Raw genomic sequence first — 17,862 nt, 5'->3', positions numbered from 1 at the left:
TTATTTCATGCTACCCGGCACATAGCCAGTAGAGTCAGGACTGATGAAGACGTTATCTCCCGCTGTGATTACTTTACCCTGGCGTCAGGACGCCGCTGAATTTTATTTTTCCCGCTTAAGCCACCTGCCATGGGCGATGCTTTTGCACTCTGGCTATGCCGAGCATCCGTATAGCCGCTTTGATATTGTGGTGGCAGACCCGATTTGCACCTTAACAACTTACGGCAGTGAAACTGTTTTGTGTAAAGGCGAAACCCGCACAACAACCGCTGACGATCCGTTAACAGTACTCCAGCAGGCGCTGGAGCGTGCAAACATTCACCCGTCGCATAACGATGACTTGCCATTTCAGGGTGGCGCGCTGGGTTTATTTGGTTACGATCTGGGTCGCCGTTTTGAGTCACTGCCAGAAGTGGCGCAGAGAGATATCGACCTGCCTGATATGGCGGTAGGTATTTACGACTGGGCACTGATTGTCGACCACCAGCGCCAGGCTGTTTCTTTGCTGAGTCATGATGATGTCAATGCCCGTCTGGCCTGGCTGGAAAACCAGCAAATCACACCACAGGGTGATTTTGCGCTAACCTCAGCCTGGCAATCTAATATGAGCCGCGAACAGTATGGCGAAAAATTTCGTCAGGTGCAGGAATATTTGCACAGTGGCGACTGTTACCAGGTGAATCTCGCCCAGCGTTTTCAGGCTACCTATTGCGGTGATGAATGGCAGGCATTCGTTCAGCTTAATCAGGCCAATCACGCGCCGTTTAGCGCATTCCTGCGTCTGGAACAAGGCACAATTTTAAGCCTCTCGCCAGAGCGTTTTATTCTTTGTGATGACGGTGAGATCCAGACCCGTCCAATTAAAGGCACACTGCCACGTCTGCCCGCTCCTCTGGAAGATAGCAAACAGGCAGAAAAACTGGCGAACTCGCCAAAAGATCGCGCTGAAAACCTGATGATTGTTGATTTAATGCGTAATGATATTGGTCGCGTTGCGGTGCCTGGTTCAGTAAAAGTGCCGGAACTGTTTGTGGTGGAACCTTTTCCCGCTGTGCACCACCTGGTGAGCACCATTACAGCTCAACTACCCGAACAACTTCATGCCAGCGATCTGCTGCGCGCAGCTTTTCCTGGTGGCTCAATAACCGGGGCTCCGAAAGTACGGGCAATGGAAATTATCGATGAACTGGAACCGCAGCAACGCAACGCCTGGTGCGGAAGCATTGGCTATTTGAGCTTCTGTGGCAATATGGATACCAGCATCACTATCCGCACGCTGACTGCCATTAACGGTCAAATTTACTGTTCTGCGGGCGGCGGTATTGTCGCCGATAGTCAGGAAGAAGCGGAATATCAGGAAACTTTTGATAAAGTTAATAGGATATTACGCCAACTGGAGAAGTAAGACGTGGACTACCGTAGCCTGACGCTTGATGATTTTTTATCGCGCTTTCAACTTTTACGCCCGCAAATAAACCGGGAAACCTTAAATCATCGTCAGGCTGCCGTGTTAATCCCTATCGTTCGCCGATCGCAGCCGGGGTTATTGCTCACACAGCGTTCTATTCATCTGCGCAAACACGCCGGACAGGTGGCGTTTCCTGGTGGTGCAGTAGATGACACTGATTCGTCAGTTATTGCCGCTGCGTTGCGCGAAGCCGAAGAAGAGGTTGCTATCCCCCCTTCCGCCGTCGAAGTTATCGGCGTGCTGCCGCCCGTCGATAGCGTAACGGGCTACCAGGTAACGCCAGTGGTCGGCATTATCCCGCCTGATTTACCTTATCGAGCCAGTGAAGATGAAGTTTCCGCAGTGTTTGAAATGCCGCTCGCCCAGGCATTACATCTGGGTCGTTATCACCCGTTAGATATCTACCGCCGTGGTGATTCACATCGGGTATGGCTTTCCTGGTACGAACAGTATTTTGTATGGGGAATGACCGCAGGCATAATTCGTGAGCTGGCGCTGCAAATTGGTGTGAAATCCTGACTATACTTATCTTTACATCTACAAAACACTACTTGAGACAATCATCGCAATATTAGTTAAATCGCGGTTTTTGATTAGTTTAATTCATGTGAATAGTTAAGCCTGTCGCCGCGTTCCCTCTTACACTATGCGTTGTTATTAGTTCGTTACTGGATGTCCAGTCACCTTGTCAGGAGTATTATCGTGATTAGTCTATTCGACATGTTTAAGGTGGGGATTGGTCCCTCATCTTCCCATACCGTAGGGCCTATGAAGGCAGGTAAACAGTTCGTCGATGATCTGGTCGAAAAAGGCTTACTGGATAGCATTACCCGCGTTGCCGTGGACGTTTATGGTTCACTGTCGCTGACGGGTAAAGGCCACCATACCGATATCGCCATTATTATGGGTCTTGCAGGTAACGAACCTGCCACCGTGGATATCGACAGTATTCCCGGTTTTATTCGCGACGTAGAAGAGCGCGAACGCCTGCTGCTGGCGCAGGGACGGCATGAAGTGGATTTTCCGCGTGACAACGGTATGCGTTTTCATAACGGCAACCTGCCGTTGCATGAAAACGGTATGCAAATCCATGCTTATAACGGTGATGAAGTCGTCTACAGCAAAACTTATTATTCCATCGGCGGCGGCTTTATCGTCGATGAAGAACATTTTGGTCAGGATGCCGCAAACGACGTGAGCGTGCCGTATCCGTTCAAATCCGCCACTGAGCTGCTGGCGTACTGTAATGAAACTGGTTATTCCCTTTCCGGTCTGGCAATGCAAAACGAACTGGCGCTGCACAGCAAAAAAGAGATCGATGAATATTTTGCTCATGTCTGGCAAACCATGCAGGCATGTATCGATCGCGGAATGAATACCGAAGGCGTATTGCCTGGCCCGCTGCGTGTTCCACGCCGTGCGTCTGCCCTGCGCCGGATGCTGGTTTCCAGCGATAAACTGTCTAACGATCCGATGAATGTCATCGACTGGGTAAATATGTTTGCGCTGGCGGTAAACGAAGAAAACGCCGCCGGTGGTCGCGTGGTAACTGCACCAACCAACGGAGCCTGCGGCATCGTTCCGGCAGTGCTGGCTTACTATGACCACTTTATTGAATCGGTCAGCCCGGACATCTATACCCGTTACTTTATGGCGGCCGGGGCAATTGGCGCATTATATAAAATGAATGCCTCTATTTCCGGTGCTGAAGTGGGTTGTCAGGGCGAAGTGGGTGTTGCCTGTTCAATGGCTGCTGCGGGTCTTGCAGAACTGTTGGGCGGTAGCCCGGAACAGGTTTGTGTGGCGGCGGAAATTGGCATGGAACACAACCTTGGTCTAACTTGTGACCCGGTTGCAGGTCAGGTTCAGGTGCCGTGCATTGAACGTAACGCCATTGCCTCTGTGAAAGCGATCAATGCCGCACGCATGGCCTTACGCCGCACCAGTGCACCGCGCGTCTCGCTGGATAAGGTCATCGAGACAATGTACGAAACAGGTAAGGACATGAACGCCAAATACCGTGAAACCTCTCGCGGCGGTCTGGCAATTAAAGTCCAGTGTGACTAATACTTTTCTTTCGCCCATCTGCAACGGATGGGCGAATTTCTCTCGCTTTCTCGTCTGCTGTAAATTTCCCCACTACACTTCCACTGTTGCGTCAGGCGTTTGTTGCCATGCGCTTACAGGGCGGCCCGCATGCAAAAAGCACAACGGATCATTAAAACCTATCGCCGTAATCGAATGATTGTTTGTACAATTTGCGCACTTTTTACGCTTGTAGCGACACTAAGCGTGCGGTTTATTTCACAGCGTAACTTAAATCAACAGCGGGTGATCCTCTTCGCCAATCACGCTGTTGAAGAGCTGGATAAAGTCTTGCAGCCCCTTCAGGAAGGACGCGAGCTTTTACTTCCGTTGATTGGCCTCCCCTGCTCAGTCGCTCATTTGCCTCTACGCAAACAGGCCGCAAAACTGCAAACCGTGCGTTCTATTGGTCTGGTTCAAAACGGTACGCTCTATTGCTCCAGTATTTTTGGCTATCGAAATGTCCCTGTTTATGATATTCAAGCCGATTTGCCTGCCCCACGGCCTCTTCTGCGTCTTTCCACCGATCGCGTGTTGATTAAAGGTAGCCCAGTGCTGATCCAGTGGTATCCCTTGTCATCACATAGCGGTGATGGCGTTCTGGAGATGATCAACATTGGGTTATTGACGACGATGTTACTGGAGCCGCAGTTGCCGCAAATTAGAAACGCCAGCCTGACGGTGGCCGATCGCCATTTACTCTATGATGACGGTCTGGTTGATTCTTTACCTCCGCTTAATGGCAATGAACGTTACCAGGTTTCATCGCAAAATTTTCCTTTTACCATTAGCGTCAGCGGACCTGGTGCGACGCAACTGGCGTTGCATCATCTTCCCAGTCAGCTCCCGCTGGCTGTACTGTTGAGTTTACTGGTGGGTTATGTTGCATGGCTTGCAACCGCACACAGAATGAGTTTTTCGCGCGAAATTAATCTTGGCCTTGCGCAACATGAGTTCGAGCTATTCTGTCAACCTTTACTAAACGCACGTAGTCAGCAATGTATTGGCGTAGAGATATTGCTGCGCTGGAATAACCCACGTCAGGGTTGGATCTCGCCGGATGTGTTTATCCCTATTGCGGAAGAACATCACCTGATAGTGCCGCTTACCCGTTATGTGATGATGGAAACCATCCGTCAAATCCACGTTTTTCCAATAAGCAACCAGTTTCACATTGGGATTAACGTCGCCCCCAGCCATTTTCGCCGTGGCGTGCTGTTGAAAGATCTTAATCAGTACTGGTTCAGTGCTCACCCGATTCAGCAACTCATCCTTGAAATAACCGAGCGCGATGCCTTACTGGATGTTGATTATCGGATTGCCCGCGAACTGCATCGTAAAAACGTCAAACTGGCGATTGATGATTTCGGCACCGGCAACAGTTCGTTTTCCTGGCTGGAAACGTTACGCCCTGACGTCCTGAAAATTGATAAGTCATTCACCGCTGCAATTGGTTCAGACGCGGTTAACTCGACGATAACCGATATCATCATTGCGTTGGGGCAAAGACTGAATATTGAACTGGTGGCGGAGGGCGTAGAAACGCAAGAACAGGCAAAATATTTACGCCGTCATGGGGTGCATATTTTACAAGGATATTTGTACGCGCAACCAATGCCGCTGCGTGATTTCCCAAAATGGCTGGCGGGCAGCCAACCGCCGCCCGCCCGGCATAATGGGCATATCACGCCCGTTATGCCATTTCGTTAATGATTATTCGTCTTCGTCGTGAGCCAGTTGCTCTTTAACAATACGAACCAGGTCAACACGATAATCGTTAGCTTCAACAATGGTAATATGCAACGGCCCTACGTTAATCACATCGCCCGCACGCGGGATGTGACCATTTGCAGAAATCACCAGACCTGCGACCGTCGCGATATCATCGTCATCAGCAAGGTGCTCAACATCAAGCGCCTGCTGTAAGGCGTGGAGGTCTGTACCACCTTTTACCAGCCAGCCGTCGCCGTCGGTAATGATTTCCGGCGTTTCATCAGCATCCGGGAACTCACCTGCAATGGCTTCCAGCACATCCAGAGGCGTAACCAGACCTTGCACCACACCAAACTCGTTGGTCACGATCACAAAACTACCGCGAGCGCGACGCAGCACGCCCAGCAGATTGATCGGATCGAGGGTTTCCGGAACGATAATCGCCGGAGACGCCGAAGCAATCGCCGCTACATCAACGCCCTCTTCCAGTGCCACCAGCAGTTCTTTCGCACGCACGATACCGATGATTTCATCCAGTTCTCCGCGACATACCGGGAACAGGCTATGTGGCGAAGAAAGCAACTGCTCACGGATTTCATCGACACTAAGGTTAGCGTCAACCCAGCTGATTTCTCCGCGCGGCGTCATAATCCCGCGCAGAGAGCGCGACGCCAGAGTCAGTACACCGTTAATCATGTATCGCTCTTCTTCGGCAAACGCACCTTCCGGCACCGGGATCGGCATCGGGTTATCCGCATCATGCTGCACATTCGCCTGACGTTTACCGCCCATCAAACGCAGGATGGCATCAGCAGTACGTGCACGCAGCGGTAAAGCCGACTGGTGACGAATAAAGTTACGGCGCGCAATTTGGTTAAATACTTCGATAATGATCGAGAAGCCAATCGCGGCATACAGGTAACCTTTCGGAATGTGGAAACCAAAGCCTTCTGCTACCAGACTCAGACCAATCATTAACAGGAAGCTCAGACAGAGCACCACTACCGTTGGATGCTGGTTAACGAATCGCGTCAGCGGTTTCGATGCCAGCAACATGACTGCCATCGCAATCACCACCGCTGCCATCATCACCGGCAGATGGTTGACCATCCCTACTGCAGTAATCACCGCATCCAGCGAGAAGACGGCATCAAGGATGACAATCTGTGTTACGACCACCCAGAAACTGGCATAGCCTTTGCCATGACCAGAATCATGATCGCGGTTTTCCAGCCGTTCATGTAGCTCCGTTGTCGCTTTAAACAACAAGAATATCCCCCCGAGCAACATAATCAGATCGCGGCCGGAGAAGGAAAAATCCATCACGGTAAATAGCGGTTTGGTCAGGGTGACCATCCATGAAATCAGCGATAACAGTCCCAGACGCATGATCAGCGCCAGCGACAGCCCCAACAAACGTGCTTTATCACGTTGTTTTGGCGGCAGTTTATCGGCAAGAATGGCGATAAAAACCAGGTTATCGATACCCAGCACGATTTCAAGAACGACAAGCGTGAGTAGCCCCGCCCAAATCGAGGGGTCCATTAAGAATTCCATGACAAGCTCCTGCTTAAGGAATAGCTATTCGGCGCCAGAAATAATGCAGGCGTAACGACAAAATGCAAACAAAAGGTGCGGCAAAAAATGCCAGAAAGGCAGGCGCTGAAAGGCCTGATGCTGAAATGACGTCGGTGACGATCCATACTGCGGGCTGCTGCCCCATACTCCTTGATTGTTAAACGGGAGTTAAACATATCAGAGAGAACTCTGATTTGGCAAAGATTTACCTTCCTTTGCAAACGAATGTAACGAGGGTATTTTACCTTTCGGAATTTTGCTAATCCAAAGTTAAATTACGGATCCTCATCACATAAAATATTTTTTTCGCTATCTAAAATAAATCGCGAAACGCAGGGGGTTTTTGGTTGTAACCCTTATCTGAATCGATTCGATTGTGGACGACGATTCAAAAAATACATCTGGCACGTTGAGGTGTTAACAATAATAAAGGAGGTAGCAAGTGACCATTGCTATTGTTATAGGCACACATGGTTGGGCTGCAGAGCAGTTGCTTAAAACGGCAGAGATGCTGTTAGGCGAGCAGGAAAACGTCGGCTGGATCGATTTCGTTCCAGGTGAAAATGCCGAAACGCTGATTGAAAAGTACAACGCTCAGTTGGCAAAACTCGACACCACTAAAGGCGTGCTGTTTCTCGTTGATACATGGGGCGGCAGCCCGTTCAATGCTGCCAGCCGTATTGTCGTCGACAAAGAGCATTATGAAGTGATCGCAGGCGTTAACATTCCAATGCTGGTGGAAACGTTAATGGCTCGTGATGATGACCCTGGCTTTGATGAACTGGTGGCGCTGGCAGTAGAAACAGGCCGTGAAGGCGTGAAAGCACTGAAAGCCAAACCGGTTGAAAAAGCAGCGCCAGCACCCGCCGCCGCCGCACCAAAAGCGGCTCCAACTCCGGCAAAACCAATGGGACCAAATGACTACATGGTTATTGGCCTTGCGCGTATCGACGATCGTCTGATTCACGGTCAGGTCGCTACCCGCTGGACCAAAGAAACCAATGTCTCCCGTATTATCGTTGTTAGTGATGAAGTGGCTGCGGATACCGTTCGTAAGACACTGCTCACCCAGGTTGCACCTCCGGGCGTAACAGCACACGTGGTTGATGTTGCCAAGATGATCCGTGTCTACAACAACCCGAAATATGCTGGCGAACGTGTAATGCTGTTATTCACCAACCCGACAGATGTTGAGCGCCTCGTTGAAGGCGGCGTGAAAATTACCTCTGTTAACGTTGGCGGTATGGCATTCCGTCAGGGTAAAACCCAGGTGAATAACGCGGTTTCGGTTGATGAAAAAGATATCGAAGCGTTCAAAAAACTGAATGCGCGTGGTATCGAACTGGAAGTCCGTAAGGTTTCCACCGATCCGAAACTGAAAATGATGGATCTGATCAGCAAAATCGATAAGTAACGTATTGTGTTGATTATCACTCAGTTTTCACACTTAAGTCTTACGTAAACAGGAGAAGTACAATGGAGATTACCACTCTTCAAATTGTGCTGGTATTTATCGTAGCCTGTATCGCAGGTATGGGATCAATCCTCGATGAATTTCAGTTTCACCGTCCGCTAATCGCCTGTACCCTGGTGGGTATCGTTCTTGGCGATATGAAAACCGGTATTATTATCGGTGGGACTCTGGAAATGATCGCACTTGGCTGGATGAACATCGGTGCCGCAGTTGCGCCTGATGCCGCTCTGGCTTCCATCATTTCTACCATTCTGGTTATCGCTGGTCATCAGAGCATCGGTGCCGGTATCGCGCTGGCAATCCCGCTGGCCGCTGCGGGTCAGGTGCTGACCATCATCGTTCGTACCATCACCGTTGCTTTCCAGCACGCTGCGGATAAGGCGGCTGATAATGGCAACCTGACGGCAATTTCCTGGATCCACGTTTCTTCTCTGTTCCTGCAAGCGATGCGTGTGGCTATCCCGGCCGTGATTGTTGCGCTGTCTGTAGGCACCAGTGAAGTTCAGAACATGCTGAACGCCATTCCGGAAGTGGTGACTAATGGTCTGAATATCGCCGGTGGCATGATCGTGGTGGTTGGTTATGCGATGGTTATCAACATGATGCGTGCTGGATACCTGATGCCGTTCTTCTACCTCGGCTTCGTAACCGCAGCATTCACCAACTTTAACCTGGTTGCTCTGGGTGTGATTGGTACTGTTATGGCAGTGCTCTACATCCAACTTAGCCCGAAATATAACCGCGTAGCCGGTGCGCCTGTTCAGGCTGCTGGTAACAACGATCTCGATAACGAACTGGACTAACAGGTGAGCGAAATGGTTGATACAACTCAAACTACCACCGAGAAAAAACTCACTCCGAGTGATATTCGTGGCGTCTTCCTGCGTTCTAACCTCTTCCAGGGTTCATGGAACTTCGAACGTATGCAGGCACTGGGTTTCTGCTTCTCTATGGTTCCGGCGATTCGTCGCCTCTATCCTGAGAACAACGATGCCCGTAAACAGGCGATTAAACGTCACCTCGAATTCTTTAACACCCAACCGTTTGTGGCGGCGCCAATCCTCGGCGTAACCCTGGCGCTGGAAGAACAGCGCGCTAACGGCGCAGAGATCGACGACGGTGCTATCAACGGTATCAAAGTAGGTCTGATGGGGCCGCTGGCAGGCGTGGGCGACCCGATCTTCTGGGGTACGGTACGTCCGGTATTCGCGGCGCTGGGTGCCGGGATCGCAATGAGCGGCAGCCTGTTAGGTCCGCTGCTGTTCTTTATTCTGTTTAACCTGGTACGCCTGGCAACCCGTTACTACGGCGTAGCGTATGGTTACTCCAAAGGTATCGATATCGTTAAAGATATGGGTGGCGGCTTCCTGCAAAAACTGACGGAAGGGGCGTCTATTCTCGGCCTGTTTGTCATGGGGGCATTGGTTAACAAGTGGACACATGTCAACATACCGCTGGTAGTCTCTCGCATCACCGACCAGACGGGTAAAGAGCACGTTACCACTGTCCAGACCATTCTTGACCAGTTAATGCCAGGCCTGGTGCCGCTGTTGCTGACTTTCGCCTGTATGTGGCTGCTGCGCAAAAAAGTTAACCCTCTGTGGATCATCGTTGGCTTCTTCGTCATCGGTATCGCTGGTTACGCTTGCGGCCTGCTGGGACTGTAATACTGTTGTACACTACCGGGGCCTATTGGCCCCGTTTTTTTATCTGGAGGATTAATGACAATCACGGATCTGGTACTGATTCTGTTCATCGCCGCACTCCTGGCCTTTGCGATATACGATCAGTTCATCATGCCCCGACGCAACGGCCCCACCCTGCTGGCAATTCCTTTGCTCCGGCGCGGTCGCATCGATAGCGTTATCTTCGTCGGGCTGATTGTCATTCTTATTTATAACAATGTGACCAACCATGGCGCACAAATAACCACCTGGTTATTAAGTGCACTGGCGCTAATGGGCTTTTATATTTTCTGGATCCGGGTTCCGAAAATCATTTTTAAACAGCAAGGTTTTTTCTTCGCCAATGTCTGGATTGAATATCGCCGAATTAAAGCGATGAACTTATCGGAAGATGGCGTACTGGTGATGCAATTAGAACAGCGCCGTTTATTAATCCGCGTTCGAAATATCGACGATCTGGAAAAAATTTATAAACTTCTCGTGTCAACTCAATAAGTTATAGATTTAGCCGAAGCTATGTTTAGTGTATTTTTAATAACCAGACATAGCTTAGGCTATATTATTCCTTCTCTTATTTGTTATTTATTTTAACGTTTTATTGATATATAAATCTAAATGAAAATCGTTATCAATAATACAATACAATAATATATCCCAACAGTTGTTTTATATTCTCAAAATATGTTAAGGTTGCGCCCTCATTTGGGGAGTAGCCGATTTCCAGATTCCGGAAATGTACGTGTCAACATACTCGTTGCAAAACGTGGCACGTACGGACTGAACACCTTCAGTCAGGCGAGACCATATGCACATCAATCGCTATGTCTGCATGGGCGCTTCTTGTCGTTCATGTGTGCATGTTTGCTGGGGGCGGTGATGTGTTTTATGGATACCCCGGTCAGGACGTTGTCATGAATATCACTGCTACTGTTCTTCTTGCTTTTGGTATGTCGATGGATGCCTTTGCTGCATCAATCGGTAAAGGTGCCACCCTCCATAAACCGAAATTTTCTGAAGCCCTGCGCACTGGCCTTATTTTTGGTGCCGTTGAAACGCTGACGCCGCTGATTGGCTGGGGTATGGGCATGTTAGCCAGCCGTTTTGTTCTCGAGTGGAACCACTGGATTGCGTTTGTACTGCTGATATTTCTCGGCGGGCGAATGATTATTGAGGGTTTTCGTGGTGGAGACGATGAGGATGAAGAACCGCGTCGTCGTCACGGTTTCTGGTTGCTGGTAACTACCGCAATTGCCACCAGTCTGGATGCCATGGCGGTTGGTGTTGGTCTGGCCTTCCTGCAAGTTAATATTATTGCTACTGCGCTGGCGATTGGCTGCGCCACCTTGATCATGTCAACATTAGGTATGATGGTAGGTCGCTTTATCGGTTCAATTATTGGCAAAAAAGCGGAAATTCTTGGCGGGCTGGTGCTTATTGGCATTGGCGTCCAGATCCTCTGGACGCACTACCACGGCTAATTTGTTCGTTGCCAGACGTGAATATTAAAGTCCGTCTGGCAATCAAATTCTTCTTTTGCCGCCAGCGTTTGCCAGACTTCTGGCTTGGCGCGCCAGGCAAACGGTGTCATCTGTAACAACGCAACGGCCTCATCTCCGCGCAGGCGCATCGGATAACACAATTCATCGCTCTGCTGTAATGTAAAACCTTCCAGTTGTTCCGTATGGAGCGCATGTAGATGTACTTCGTCGTAAATCAGCCCCTTCAGCTCCATTAAATGTCGTGGTCCCGGGGTAGCGGTAATGACCCATCCTCCCGGTTTGACCACGCGCGCTAATTCTTCTGCTTTGCACGGCGCGTAGATACGGACAACGGCATCCATACTGGTCTCAGAAAACGGCAGACGATGGCTGGACGCGACACAAAAGGTGACCTGCTGATAGCGTTTTGCAGCAGCCTTAATCGCGACCTTAGAGACATCCAGACCAAAAGTAGTCACACCCGGCAATGCCTCGGCAAAAGCATGAGTGTAGTACCCTTCCCCACAGCCAATATCCAGTATTGCCGTTGCGTGCTCATCAAGACAATCACACAACTGAGCAACTATCGCATCACGAAGCGGCTGATAATGCCCGGCATCTAAAAATGTACGCCGCGCTTGCATCATTTCCGCACTATCACCCGGATCGCGGGATCGTTTATGCTGAACGGGCAGCAAATTAACATATCCCTCTTTCGCCATATCAAATTGATGCCGTTTGGGACAGATATAGCTGTTTTTTTCAAGCGATAGCGGCTGATGACAAAGTGGACAGGAAAACGACATGACAACTCCGGCAGGATACTAAAGGCCGCAAGTGTAACGCGAATTGCGCGACGGGCAAATATCCGCAGGCAAGAGCGCGAATAAAACAAAGTAAAAAGCCTCGCATTTGGACGAGGCTTGATAGCGAGATTGAAGCGCGTTTACACTTCAGATCAGTGGTTTCGATCAGATTGCTGTTACGTTAACAGCTGCCGGACCTTTCTGGCCGTCCTGAATTTCGAACTCAACGTTCTGGCCTTCGGCCAGAGTTTTGAAGCCATTACCCTGGATAGCGGAAAAGTGTACGAATACATCTTTGCTGCCATCAGCCGGAGTAATGAAGCCAAAACCTTTAGACTCGTTGAACCACTTAACCTGACCTTTAATCTTTGCCATTTGAAAAATTCCTTAGATTGTTTTCTTCGCCCGCAGGCATTACAGAGATAAAACTGACACATTACTGCATGAGGCACTAATATAAGGCTCGGCAGAGAAGCGGTATTCAACGACAACGTGTTTACTCAGGACTTCTTTACTGAAAATGCCACACATAAACAGAACTGTACCTCGTTTAACCCGAAACTGTTATCACATACAACGTTAATTATGGCAAGCCATTTTTAAACATGTCTCGATCAGCCGCACAAATCTCGATACGCCTTCCACTTTTTTGCACATTTATGCAACGGAATACATGTCGATATATCGATGCACTTAACCATACCATTACAAACAGATACTTGATCTGATGTAGTTTCTAACATAGTTCAATAAGTTCAGTTCTTCCAGAGCAGCACTACAACTTATTACGCAATGCGAGCGATATCACTTTTTATGATATATAACGAATAAAATATTATATAAATTCACTCCATAAAACAGTCAGTTAACAACAAACTCGAGTACAATAAAGAAACTATACTTAAGGCATATTATTATTTTAAAATAAGAAAAATTGATGAAATACTAAAAAGTGAGAAGAGAAACGTTTCGCTAATAAACAATACCGTGATTGATCACAATTCCGATGTAAACATCCCAATAACTTAGCGGGGTAAATATCTTTTTCCGATATCGATGTTATGAAATAAATAACACGATAAATAATTGAAGTCAGACCAGAGTATTAATTTAAATCAATTGCACCACTATAGTGCATATATGAATGATAAGATGAGTAACCCGTTAACACCAGGGTTACTCAAATTTGAGGACGGATTACCGTTCAGCTACCAGGCGGATGATATCGTCATCTTCAGCCGCTTTTTGGTTCTCTGCAGCACTGGTATCTGTTTTTTCAGGTTCGCTTGCTTCGCACAAACGACGTAACAGCGCATTTTGCCGTTTTTGCTGATCCAGCAATGCCTCAAGAAGTTCAATCTGTTCGTTAGTCCGTGAACTGGCACGGTTGATGAAAAACCACAAGATGAGCCCAATAGCGAGAACTACCACCGATACAACCAAAGACGCAATGTTCATCACGCCTGAATTTACAACTTCGTTCATTTCACCACCTCTAAGTAGAGGCGCCATTCTACCACTGCCACACAGGAAGGAAATCTACCGTTGAAAAAATGATATCACCACGGGATAAATTGATTGATGGTACAAATTCCGTTGAAAAATTGTACGTCCTGATCGCACATCATATTGAACACCTGCGCCCATAGCAGCAAGCAAGCCAGCACAGCGACAACCAGAACGCCCCATCGAAACTTTTTCACTCCAGTCTCCGTTTAAACTACCTTATGTCATTAAACTATCATGCGTTAGTTAAACAGCGCCTAACTATGTCGATATTCGTGCTTTTTCGGAACTATACGCTTGCTTCAGCCCATATTACCGCTACGATTAGGCGAACAAAAAAGAGATGAGGTCATAATGCGATTCATTATTCGCACAATTATGTTGATAGCACTGGTATGGACAGGATTATTACTAAGCGGATATGGCGTTCTGATTGGAAGCAAGGAAAATGCCGCTGGGTTAGGTTTACAATGTTCCTATCTGACCGCCAGAGGCACCAGCACGGTACAATACCTACACACTAAAAGTGGGCTTTTCGGAATAACAGATTGCCCGCTGTTACGTAAAAGCAATAACGTTGTAGATAATGGCTAAAGGCATAAATAACTACTTAAACCGAAGATAAAAAGCACATTCATCGCCATAGCGTACTATGTTACGCCATTTGTAACTTTATTTAACCCACGCGAAATACAGAACCTGTCTGAATATTATACAGACAGGTTCTTCCTCTAATCAGAACGGATAGTCGTGATACCCCATTTGAGAGGAAATTTTACGCGCCGCCGTATGCAGCATAGTCACGTACTCCTGCAAACGCTCCTCAGAAAAACGCAGGGTCGGGAAGGAAATACTCAAACCAGCAATAACCACGCCAAAGCGGTCAAATACCGGAACTGCGATACAGCGCAGCCCCTCCTCCTGCTCTTCGTTATCTTCGCCATAACCTTGCTCACGTACCAGATCCAACACCGGTAATAACGCTTCTGTGCTGGTAATGGTACGATCGGTACTGCGTTTATACTCAACGCCCTCAAGGATTTGCTTCACTTCATCACGATCGCGCCAGGCCAGCAATACTTTACCAATCGCAGTACTGTAAAGCGGATTACGACGACCAACCCGAGAATACATGCGCAAATTGTACATAGAGTCAATTTTGTGGATGTAAACAATGCTGTCTTCATCCAGCGCACCAAGGTGGATGGTCTCTTTGGTCAGGCGGGAAAGCTCACGCATCTGGATATCTGCGCTACGAATAAGATCAACATTTTGTAACGCGCGGGCGCCCAGTTCAAACAATTTCAGGGTCAGCGAATATTTCTCTGACTCCCCTTCCTGCGCCACGTAGCCCAAGGTTTTCATGGTCTGTAAAAAGCGATAAACGGTGCTTTTTGACATCATGACGCGCTGTGACAGCTCGGTTATCCCTATTTCACGCTCTTCGCCCAGCGCCTGCAAAATGCCAAAAACTTTCAGTACAGAAGATACAGAATCAGGCTGTTTATCCAGATCTGCGTTAGCCATTTATCACCTCATTGCGAGTGTTTTATAAAAATCAGAACTGTTTTTTATTATAATTTCGTGCCAGGGTGGTCGCAATCCATCTTTTGCCGGTTAGTTACAATTCTGCGACATTCGCCGTGAATATCAGTGCTAGAATCATACCCCTGTTGATTATTACCAAAAGATATAAAATTCCTATGCCAAAAGTTCAGGCCGATGGTCTGCCGTTGCCTCAGCGATACGGCGCGATTTTAACCATTATTATTGGTATTTCGATGGCGGTCCTCGACGGCGCTATCGCTAACGTCGCCTTGCCAACAATCGCCACAGACCTTCATGCCACGCCAGCCAGCTCCATCTGGGTAGTGAACGCCTATCAAATTGCCATTGTCGTCTCTCTGCTCTCATTCTCGTTTCTGGGAGATATGTTTGGCTATCGACGTATTTATAAATGTGGACTGGTCGTTTTTCTGTTGTCTTCGCTGTTCTGCGCCCTTTCTGATTCGCTGCAAATGCTCACCCTGGCGCGTGTAATACAAGGTTTCGGCGGCGCAGCACTGATGAGCGTCAATACTGCACTTATCCGCCTGATCTACCCGCAGCGTTTTCTGGGTAGGGGGATGGGAATTAACTCGTTTATTGTTGCCGTCTCCTCGGCTGCCGGTCCGACAATTGCAGCGGCAATTCTTTCCTTTGCTTCCTGGAAATGGTTATTTTTAATCAACGTGCCGTTGGGTATTATCGCTCTGCTTCTGGCGATACGTTTTCTGCCACCTAATGGCTCGCGTTCCAGTAAACCTCGTTTTGACCTGCCCAGTGCAGTAATGAATGCGTTAACCTTCGGCCTGCTTATTACTGCGTTGAGTGGTTTCGCTCAGGGGCAATCGCTGACGTTGATTGCAGCAGAACTGGCGGTAATGGTTGTCGTGGGTATATTCTTTATTCGCCGCCAGCTTTCTCTTCCCGTACCGCTGCTACCGGTGGATTTACTGCGCATTCCGCTGTTTTCACTTTCTATTTGCACGTCTATTTGCTCTTTCTGCGCACAGATGTTGGCAATGGTTTCTCTGCCCTTTTACCTGCAAACCGTGCTTGGGCGCAGTGAAGTAGAAACGGGTTTACTCCTGACGCCGTGGCCGTTAGCTACCATGGTGATGGCACCGCTGGCAGGCTATCTGATAGAGCGCGTACATGCAGGATTACTTGGTGCTTTAGGTTTGTTCATTATGGCAGCGGGTCTGTTTTCACTGGTTCTGCTGCCCGCTTCTCCTGCAGATATCAACATTATCTGGCCAATGATCTTATGCGGCGCTGGATTTGGCTTATTTCAGTCCCCCAATAACCACACCATTATTACCTCCGCCCCTCGCGAACGTAGCGGTGGTGCCAGTGGCATGTTAGGTACAGCTCGTCTGCTTGGTCAGAGTAGCGGCGCGGCTCTGGTGGCTCTGATGTTAAATCAGTTTGGCGATAATGGTACGCACGTCTCGCTGATGACTGCGGCTATTCTGGCTGTGATTGCTGCCTGCGTCAGTGGGTTACGGATTACCCAGCCACGATCCCAGGCATAAAAAAAGCGCGTCGACCAGGACGCGCTTTTTAGCATTTACTTCATATTACTTCAGGTATTCACCGGTGCGCAGAGCTTCAATACGTTTATCCAGCGGCGGGTGAGTCATGAACAGCTCACTGAGCGATTTTGACTTACCGTTAATGCAGAAAGCCATCATGCTCGTTGCTTCTTGCGGCTCATAGCTGGTTTTAAGACGCTGCAGCGCGGCAATCATTTTTTCACGGCCAACCAGTTTCGCTGAACCCGCATCGGCGTGGAATTCACGATGACGCGAGAACCACATGGTAATAATGCTCGCCAGAATACCAAATACCAGTTCCAGCACCGTCGCGACTGCAAAGTAGATCAGCGGGTTACCGTTGCTCTCTTCACCTTCGTCACGGTTACCGCCCATGAAGCCAGCGGCCAGTTGCGCGAGAATACGAGAAATAAAGATAACGAAGGTGTTCACCACACCCTGAATCAGCGTCATCGTAACCATATCACCATTGGCAATGTGGCTAATTTCGTGAGCGATTACTGCCTCGGCTTCATCCGGGCTCATGTTTTGCAACAAACCGGTGCTGACAGCAACCAGAGAGGCATCACGGCGCGCACCGGTTGCAAAGGCGTTGATATCCGGCGCATGGTAGATAGCCACTTGCGGCATAGCAATTCCAGCCTGACGCGCCTGGGTTGCAACAGTATTGATCAGCCAACGTTCCCTTTCGTTACGCGGTTGCTCGATCACTTCCCCGCCAACAGATCGTAATGCCATCCATTTGGACATCAGAAGCGAAACGAAGGAACCACCAAAACCGAACAGCAAGGCCATAATCATCAGCCCCTGAACGCTGCTCGACTGTATCCCTGTCAGGCTCAGTACCAGCCCGAAAACGACCATCACGGCCAGGTTCGTTAGCAGGAAGAGCGCGATTCGCATCATAATTTTCTTTTTACCTCAGTTTAACAAAACGCAATATGCGATACCCACATCGTATGGGCTACGTG

The 17,862-nt window shown here is 48.8% G+C and carries 20 protein-coding genes; 11 read left to right on the top strand and 9 right to left on the bottom strand.

Going from position 1 to position 17,862, the window contains the following annotated elements:
• The first annotated feature begins 43 nt into the window (after window positions 1–43).
• The 4 genes from pabB (at window position 44) to A7Z29_RS01645 (ending at window position 5,263) form a co-directional block, all read left to right on the top strand.
• Complete coding sequence (gene pabB / locus A7Z29_RS01660; protein WP_105289706.1) at window positions 44–1,405, top strand: aminodeoxychorismate synthase component 1; 1,362 nt, start codon at window positions 44–46, stop codon at window positions 1,403–1,405.
• A 3-nt stretch (window positions 1,406–1,408) separates the two neighbouring features.
• Window positions 1,409–1,987 (top strand): CoA pyrophosphatase, encoded by a 579-nt coding sequence (locus A7Z29_RS01655; RefSeq protein WP_032225358.1) that lies wholly within the window; start codon window positions 1,409–1,411, stop codon window positions 1,985–1,987.
• A 183-nt stretch (window positions 1,988–2,170) separates the two neighbouring features.
• Window positions 2,171–3,535 carry an L-serine ammonia-lyase gene (gene sdaA / locus A7Z29_RS01650; RefSeq protein WP_105289705.1) on the top strand — a complete coding sequence of 455 codons (1,365 nt, stop codon included), beginning with the start codon at window positions 2,171–2,173 and terminating at the stop codon, window positions 3,533–3,535.
• Between the two features lie 129 nt (window positions 3,536–3,664).
• A complete protein-coding gene (locus A7Z29_RS01645; protein ID WP_010345817.1) occupies window positions 3,665–5,263 on the top strand; it encodes an EAL domain-containing protein in 1,599 nt (532 codons plus the stop codon).
• Between the two features lie 3 nt (window positions 5,264–5,266).
• Here the strand turns inward: A7Z29_RS01645 and yoaE are convergent, their stop codons facing one another.
• Together yoaE and A7Z29_RS23560 are read right to left on the bottom strand one after the other, a co-directional pair.
• Entirely contained in the window at window positions 5,267–6,823 is a 1,557-nt protein-coding gene (gene yoaE, locus A7Z29_RS01640) for a CNNM family cation transport protein YoaE (RefSeq protein ID WP_105280380.1), read from the bottom strand.
• Window positions 6,811–6,969 (bottom strand): protein YoaL, encoded by a 159-nt coding sequence (locus A7Z29_RS23560; RefSeq protein ID WP_272941839.1) that lies wholly within the window; start codon window positions 6,967–6,969, stop codon window positions 6,811–6,813. Before A7Z29_RS23560 ends, yoaE begins: the two co-directional genes overlap by 13 nt.
• A gap of 317 nt (window positions 6,970–7,286) precedes the next feature.
• Between A7Z29_RS23560 and manX the strand changes: the two genes are divergently transcribed.
• The 5 genes from manX to mntP all read left to right on the top strand — a co-directional run bounded on the left by manX (window position 7,287) and on the right by mntP (window position 11,481).
• The gene (gene manX, locus A7Z29_RS01625; RefSeq protein ID WP_000150530.1) at window positions 7,287–8,258 is read left to right on the top strand and encodes a PTS mannose transporter subunit IIAB; all 972 of its coding nucleotides are present in this window, start codon (window positions 7,287–7,289) and stop codon (window positions 8,256–8,258) included.
• A gap of 62 nt (window positions 8,259–8,320) precedes the next feature.
• Window positions 8,321–9,121, top strand: coding sequence for a PTS mannose transporter subunit IIC (manY, locus tag A7Z29_RS01620; protein WP_000406930.1), 801 nt, complete (start codon window positions 8,321–8,323; stop codon window positions 9,119–9,121).
• A 12-nt stretch (window positions 9,122–9,133) separates the two neighbouring features.
• Window positions 9,134–9,985, top strand: coding sequence for a PTS mannose transporter subunit IID (manZ, locus tag A7Z29_RS01615; RefSeq protein ID WP_024165130.1), 852 nt, complete (start codon window positions 9,134–9,136; stop codon window positions 9,983–9,985).
• Between the two features lie 54 nt (window positions 9,986–10,039).
• A complete protein-coding gene (locus tag A7Z29_RS01610) occupies window positions 10,040–10,498 on the top strand; it encodes a DUF986 family protein (RefSeq protein ID WP_000156263.1) in 459 nt (152 codons plus the stop codon).
• A 416-nt stretch (window positions 10,499–10,914) separates the two neighbouring features.
• The gene (mntP, locus tag A7Z29_RS01600) at window positions 10,915–11,481 is read left to right on the top strand and encodes a manganese efflux pump MntP (protein ID WP_024165129.1); all 567 of its coding nucleotides are present in this window, start codon (window positions 10,915–10,917) and stop codon (window positions 11,479–11,481) included.
• Here the strand turns inward: mntP and rlmA are convergent.
• The 5 genes from rlmA to mgrB all read right to left on the bottom strand — a co-directional run bounded on the left by rlmA (window position 11,478) and on the right by mgrB (window position 13,990).
• Window positions 11,478–12,287 (bottom strand): 23S rRNA (guanine(745)-N(1))-methyltransferase, encoded by an 810-nt coding sequence (rlmA, locus tag A7Z29_RS01595; protein ID WP_105289704.1) that lies wholly within the window; start codon window positions 12,285–12,287, stop codon window positions 11,478–11,480. The two genes, mntP and rlmA, sit on opposite strands and share 4 nt — an antisense overlap.
• Window positions 12,288–12,452: 165 nt before the next feature.
• Window positions 12,453–12,662 carry a transcription antiterminator/RNA stability regulator CspE gene (gene cspE, locus A7Z29_RS01590; protein ID WP_001062678.1) on the bottom strand — a complete coding sequence of 70 codons (210 nt, stop codon included), beginning with the start codon at window positions 12,660–12,662 and terminating at the stop codon, window positions 12,453–12,455.
• Between the two features lie 39 nt (window positions 12,663–12,701).
• Entirely contained in the window at window positions 12,702–12,818 is a 117-nt protein-coding gene (locus A7Z29_RS01585) for a DUF2627 domain-containing protein (protein ID WP_032141266.1), read from the bottom strand.
• Between the two features lie 666 nt (window positions 12,819–13,484).
• Window positions 13,485–13,772, bottom strand: coding sequence for a YebO family protein (locus A7Z29_RS01575; protein WP_001006853.1), 288 nt, complete (start codon window positions 13,770–13,772; stop codon window positions 13,485–13,487).
• A gap of 74 nt (window positions 13,773–13,846) precedes the next feature.
• Window positions 13,847–13,990 (bottom strand): PhoP/PhoQ regulatory lipoprotein MgrB, encoded by a 144-nt coding sequence (mgrB, locus tag A7Z29_RS01570; protein ID WP_000714530.1) that lies wholly within the window; start codon window positions 13,988–13,990, stop codon window positions 13,847–13,849.
• Between the two features lie 157 nt (window positions 13,991–14,147).
• Between mgrB and A7Z29_RS01565 the strand changes: the two genes are divergently transcribed.
• Complete coding sequence (locus A7Z29_RS01565; protein WP_001211004.1) at window positions 14,148–14,387, top strand: YobH family protein; 240 nt, start codon at window positions 14,148–14,150, stop codon at window positions 14,385–14,387.
• Between the two features lie 141 nt (window positions 14,388–14,528).
• Here A7Z29_RS01565 and kdgR read toward each other — a convergent pair whose 3' ends face one another.
• Window positions 14,529–15,320, bottom strand: a complete 792-nt coding sequence (kdgR, locus tag A7Z29_RS01560; protein ID WP_001262205.1) for a DNA-binding transcriptional regulator KdgR — start codon at window positions 15,318–15,320, stop codon at window positions 14,529–14,531.
• Window positions 15,321–15,496: 176 nt separating this feature from the next.
• On the opposite strand from kdgR, the gene A7Z29_RS01555 reads away from it, so the two are divergent.
• On the top strand, window positions 15,497–16,870 hold the full coding sequence (locus tag A7Z29_RS01555; RefSeq protein ID WP_024212376.1) for an MFS transporter: 1,374 nt from the start codon (window positions 15,497–15,499) through the stop codon (window positions 16,868–16,870).
• Between the two features lie 45 nt (window positions 16,871–16,915).
• Here the strand turns inward: A7Z29_RS01555 and htpX are convergent, their stop codons facing one another.
• Window positions 16,916–17,797: a protease HtpX gene (htpX, locus tag A7Z29_RS01550; RefSeq protein ID WP_000984500.1), complete on the bottom strand. Its 882-nt coding sequence runs from the start codon at window positions 17,795–17,797 to the stop codon at window positions 16,916–16,918.
• Window positions 17,798–17,862: the final 65 nt, after the last annotated feature.

The sequence above is a fragment of the Escherichia sp. MOD1-EC6842 genome (genome assembly GCF_002965705.1).
GTDB lineage: Bacteria > Pseudomonadota > Gammaproteobacteria > Enterobacterales > Enterobacteriaceae > Escherichia > Escherichia ruysiae.
Note: the sequence above shows the minus strand (reverse complement) of the source record. Positions and strands in the feature narration are given on the sequence as shown.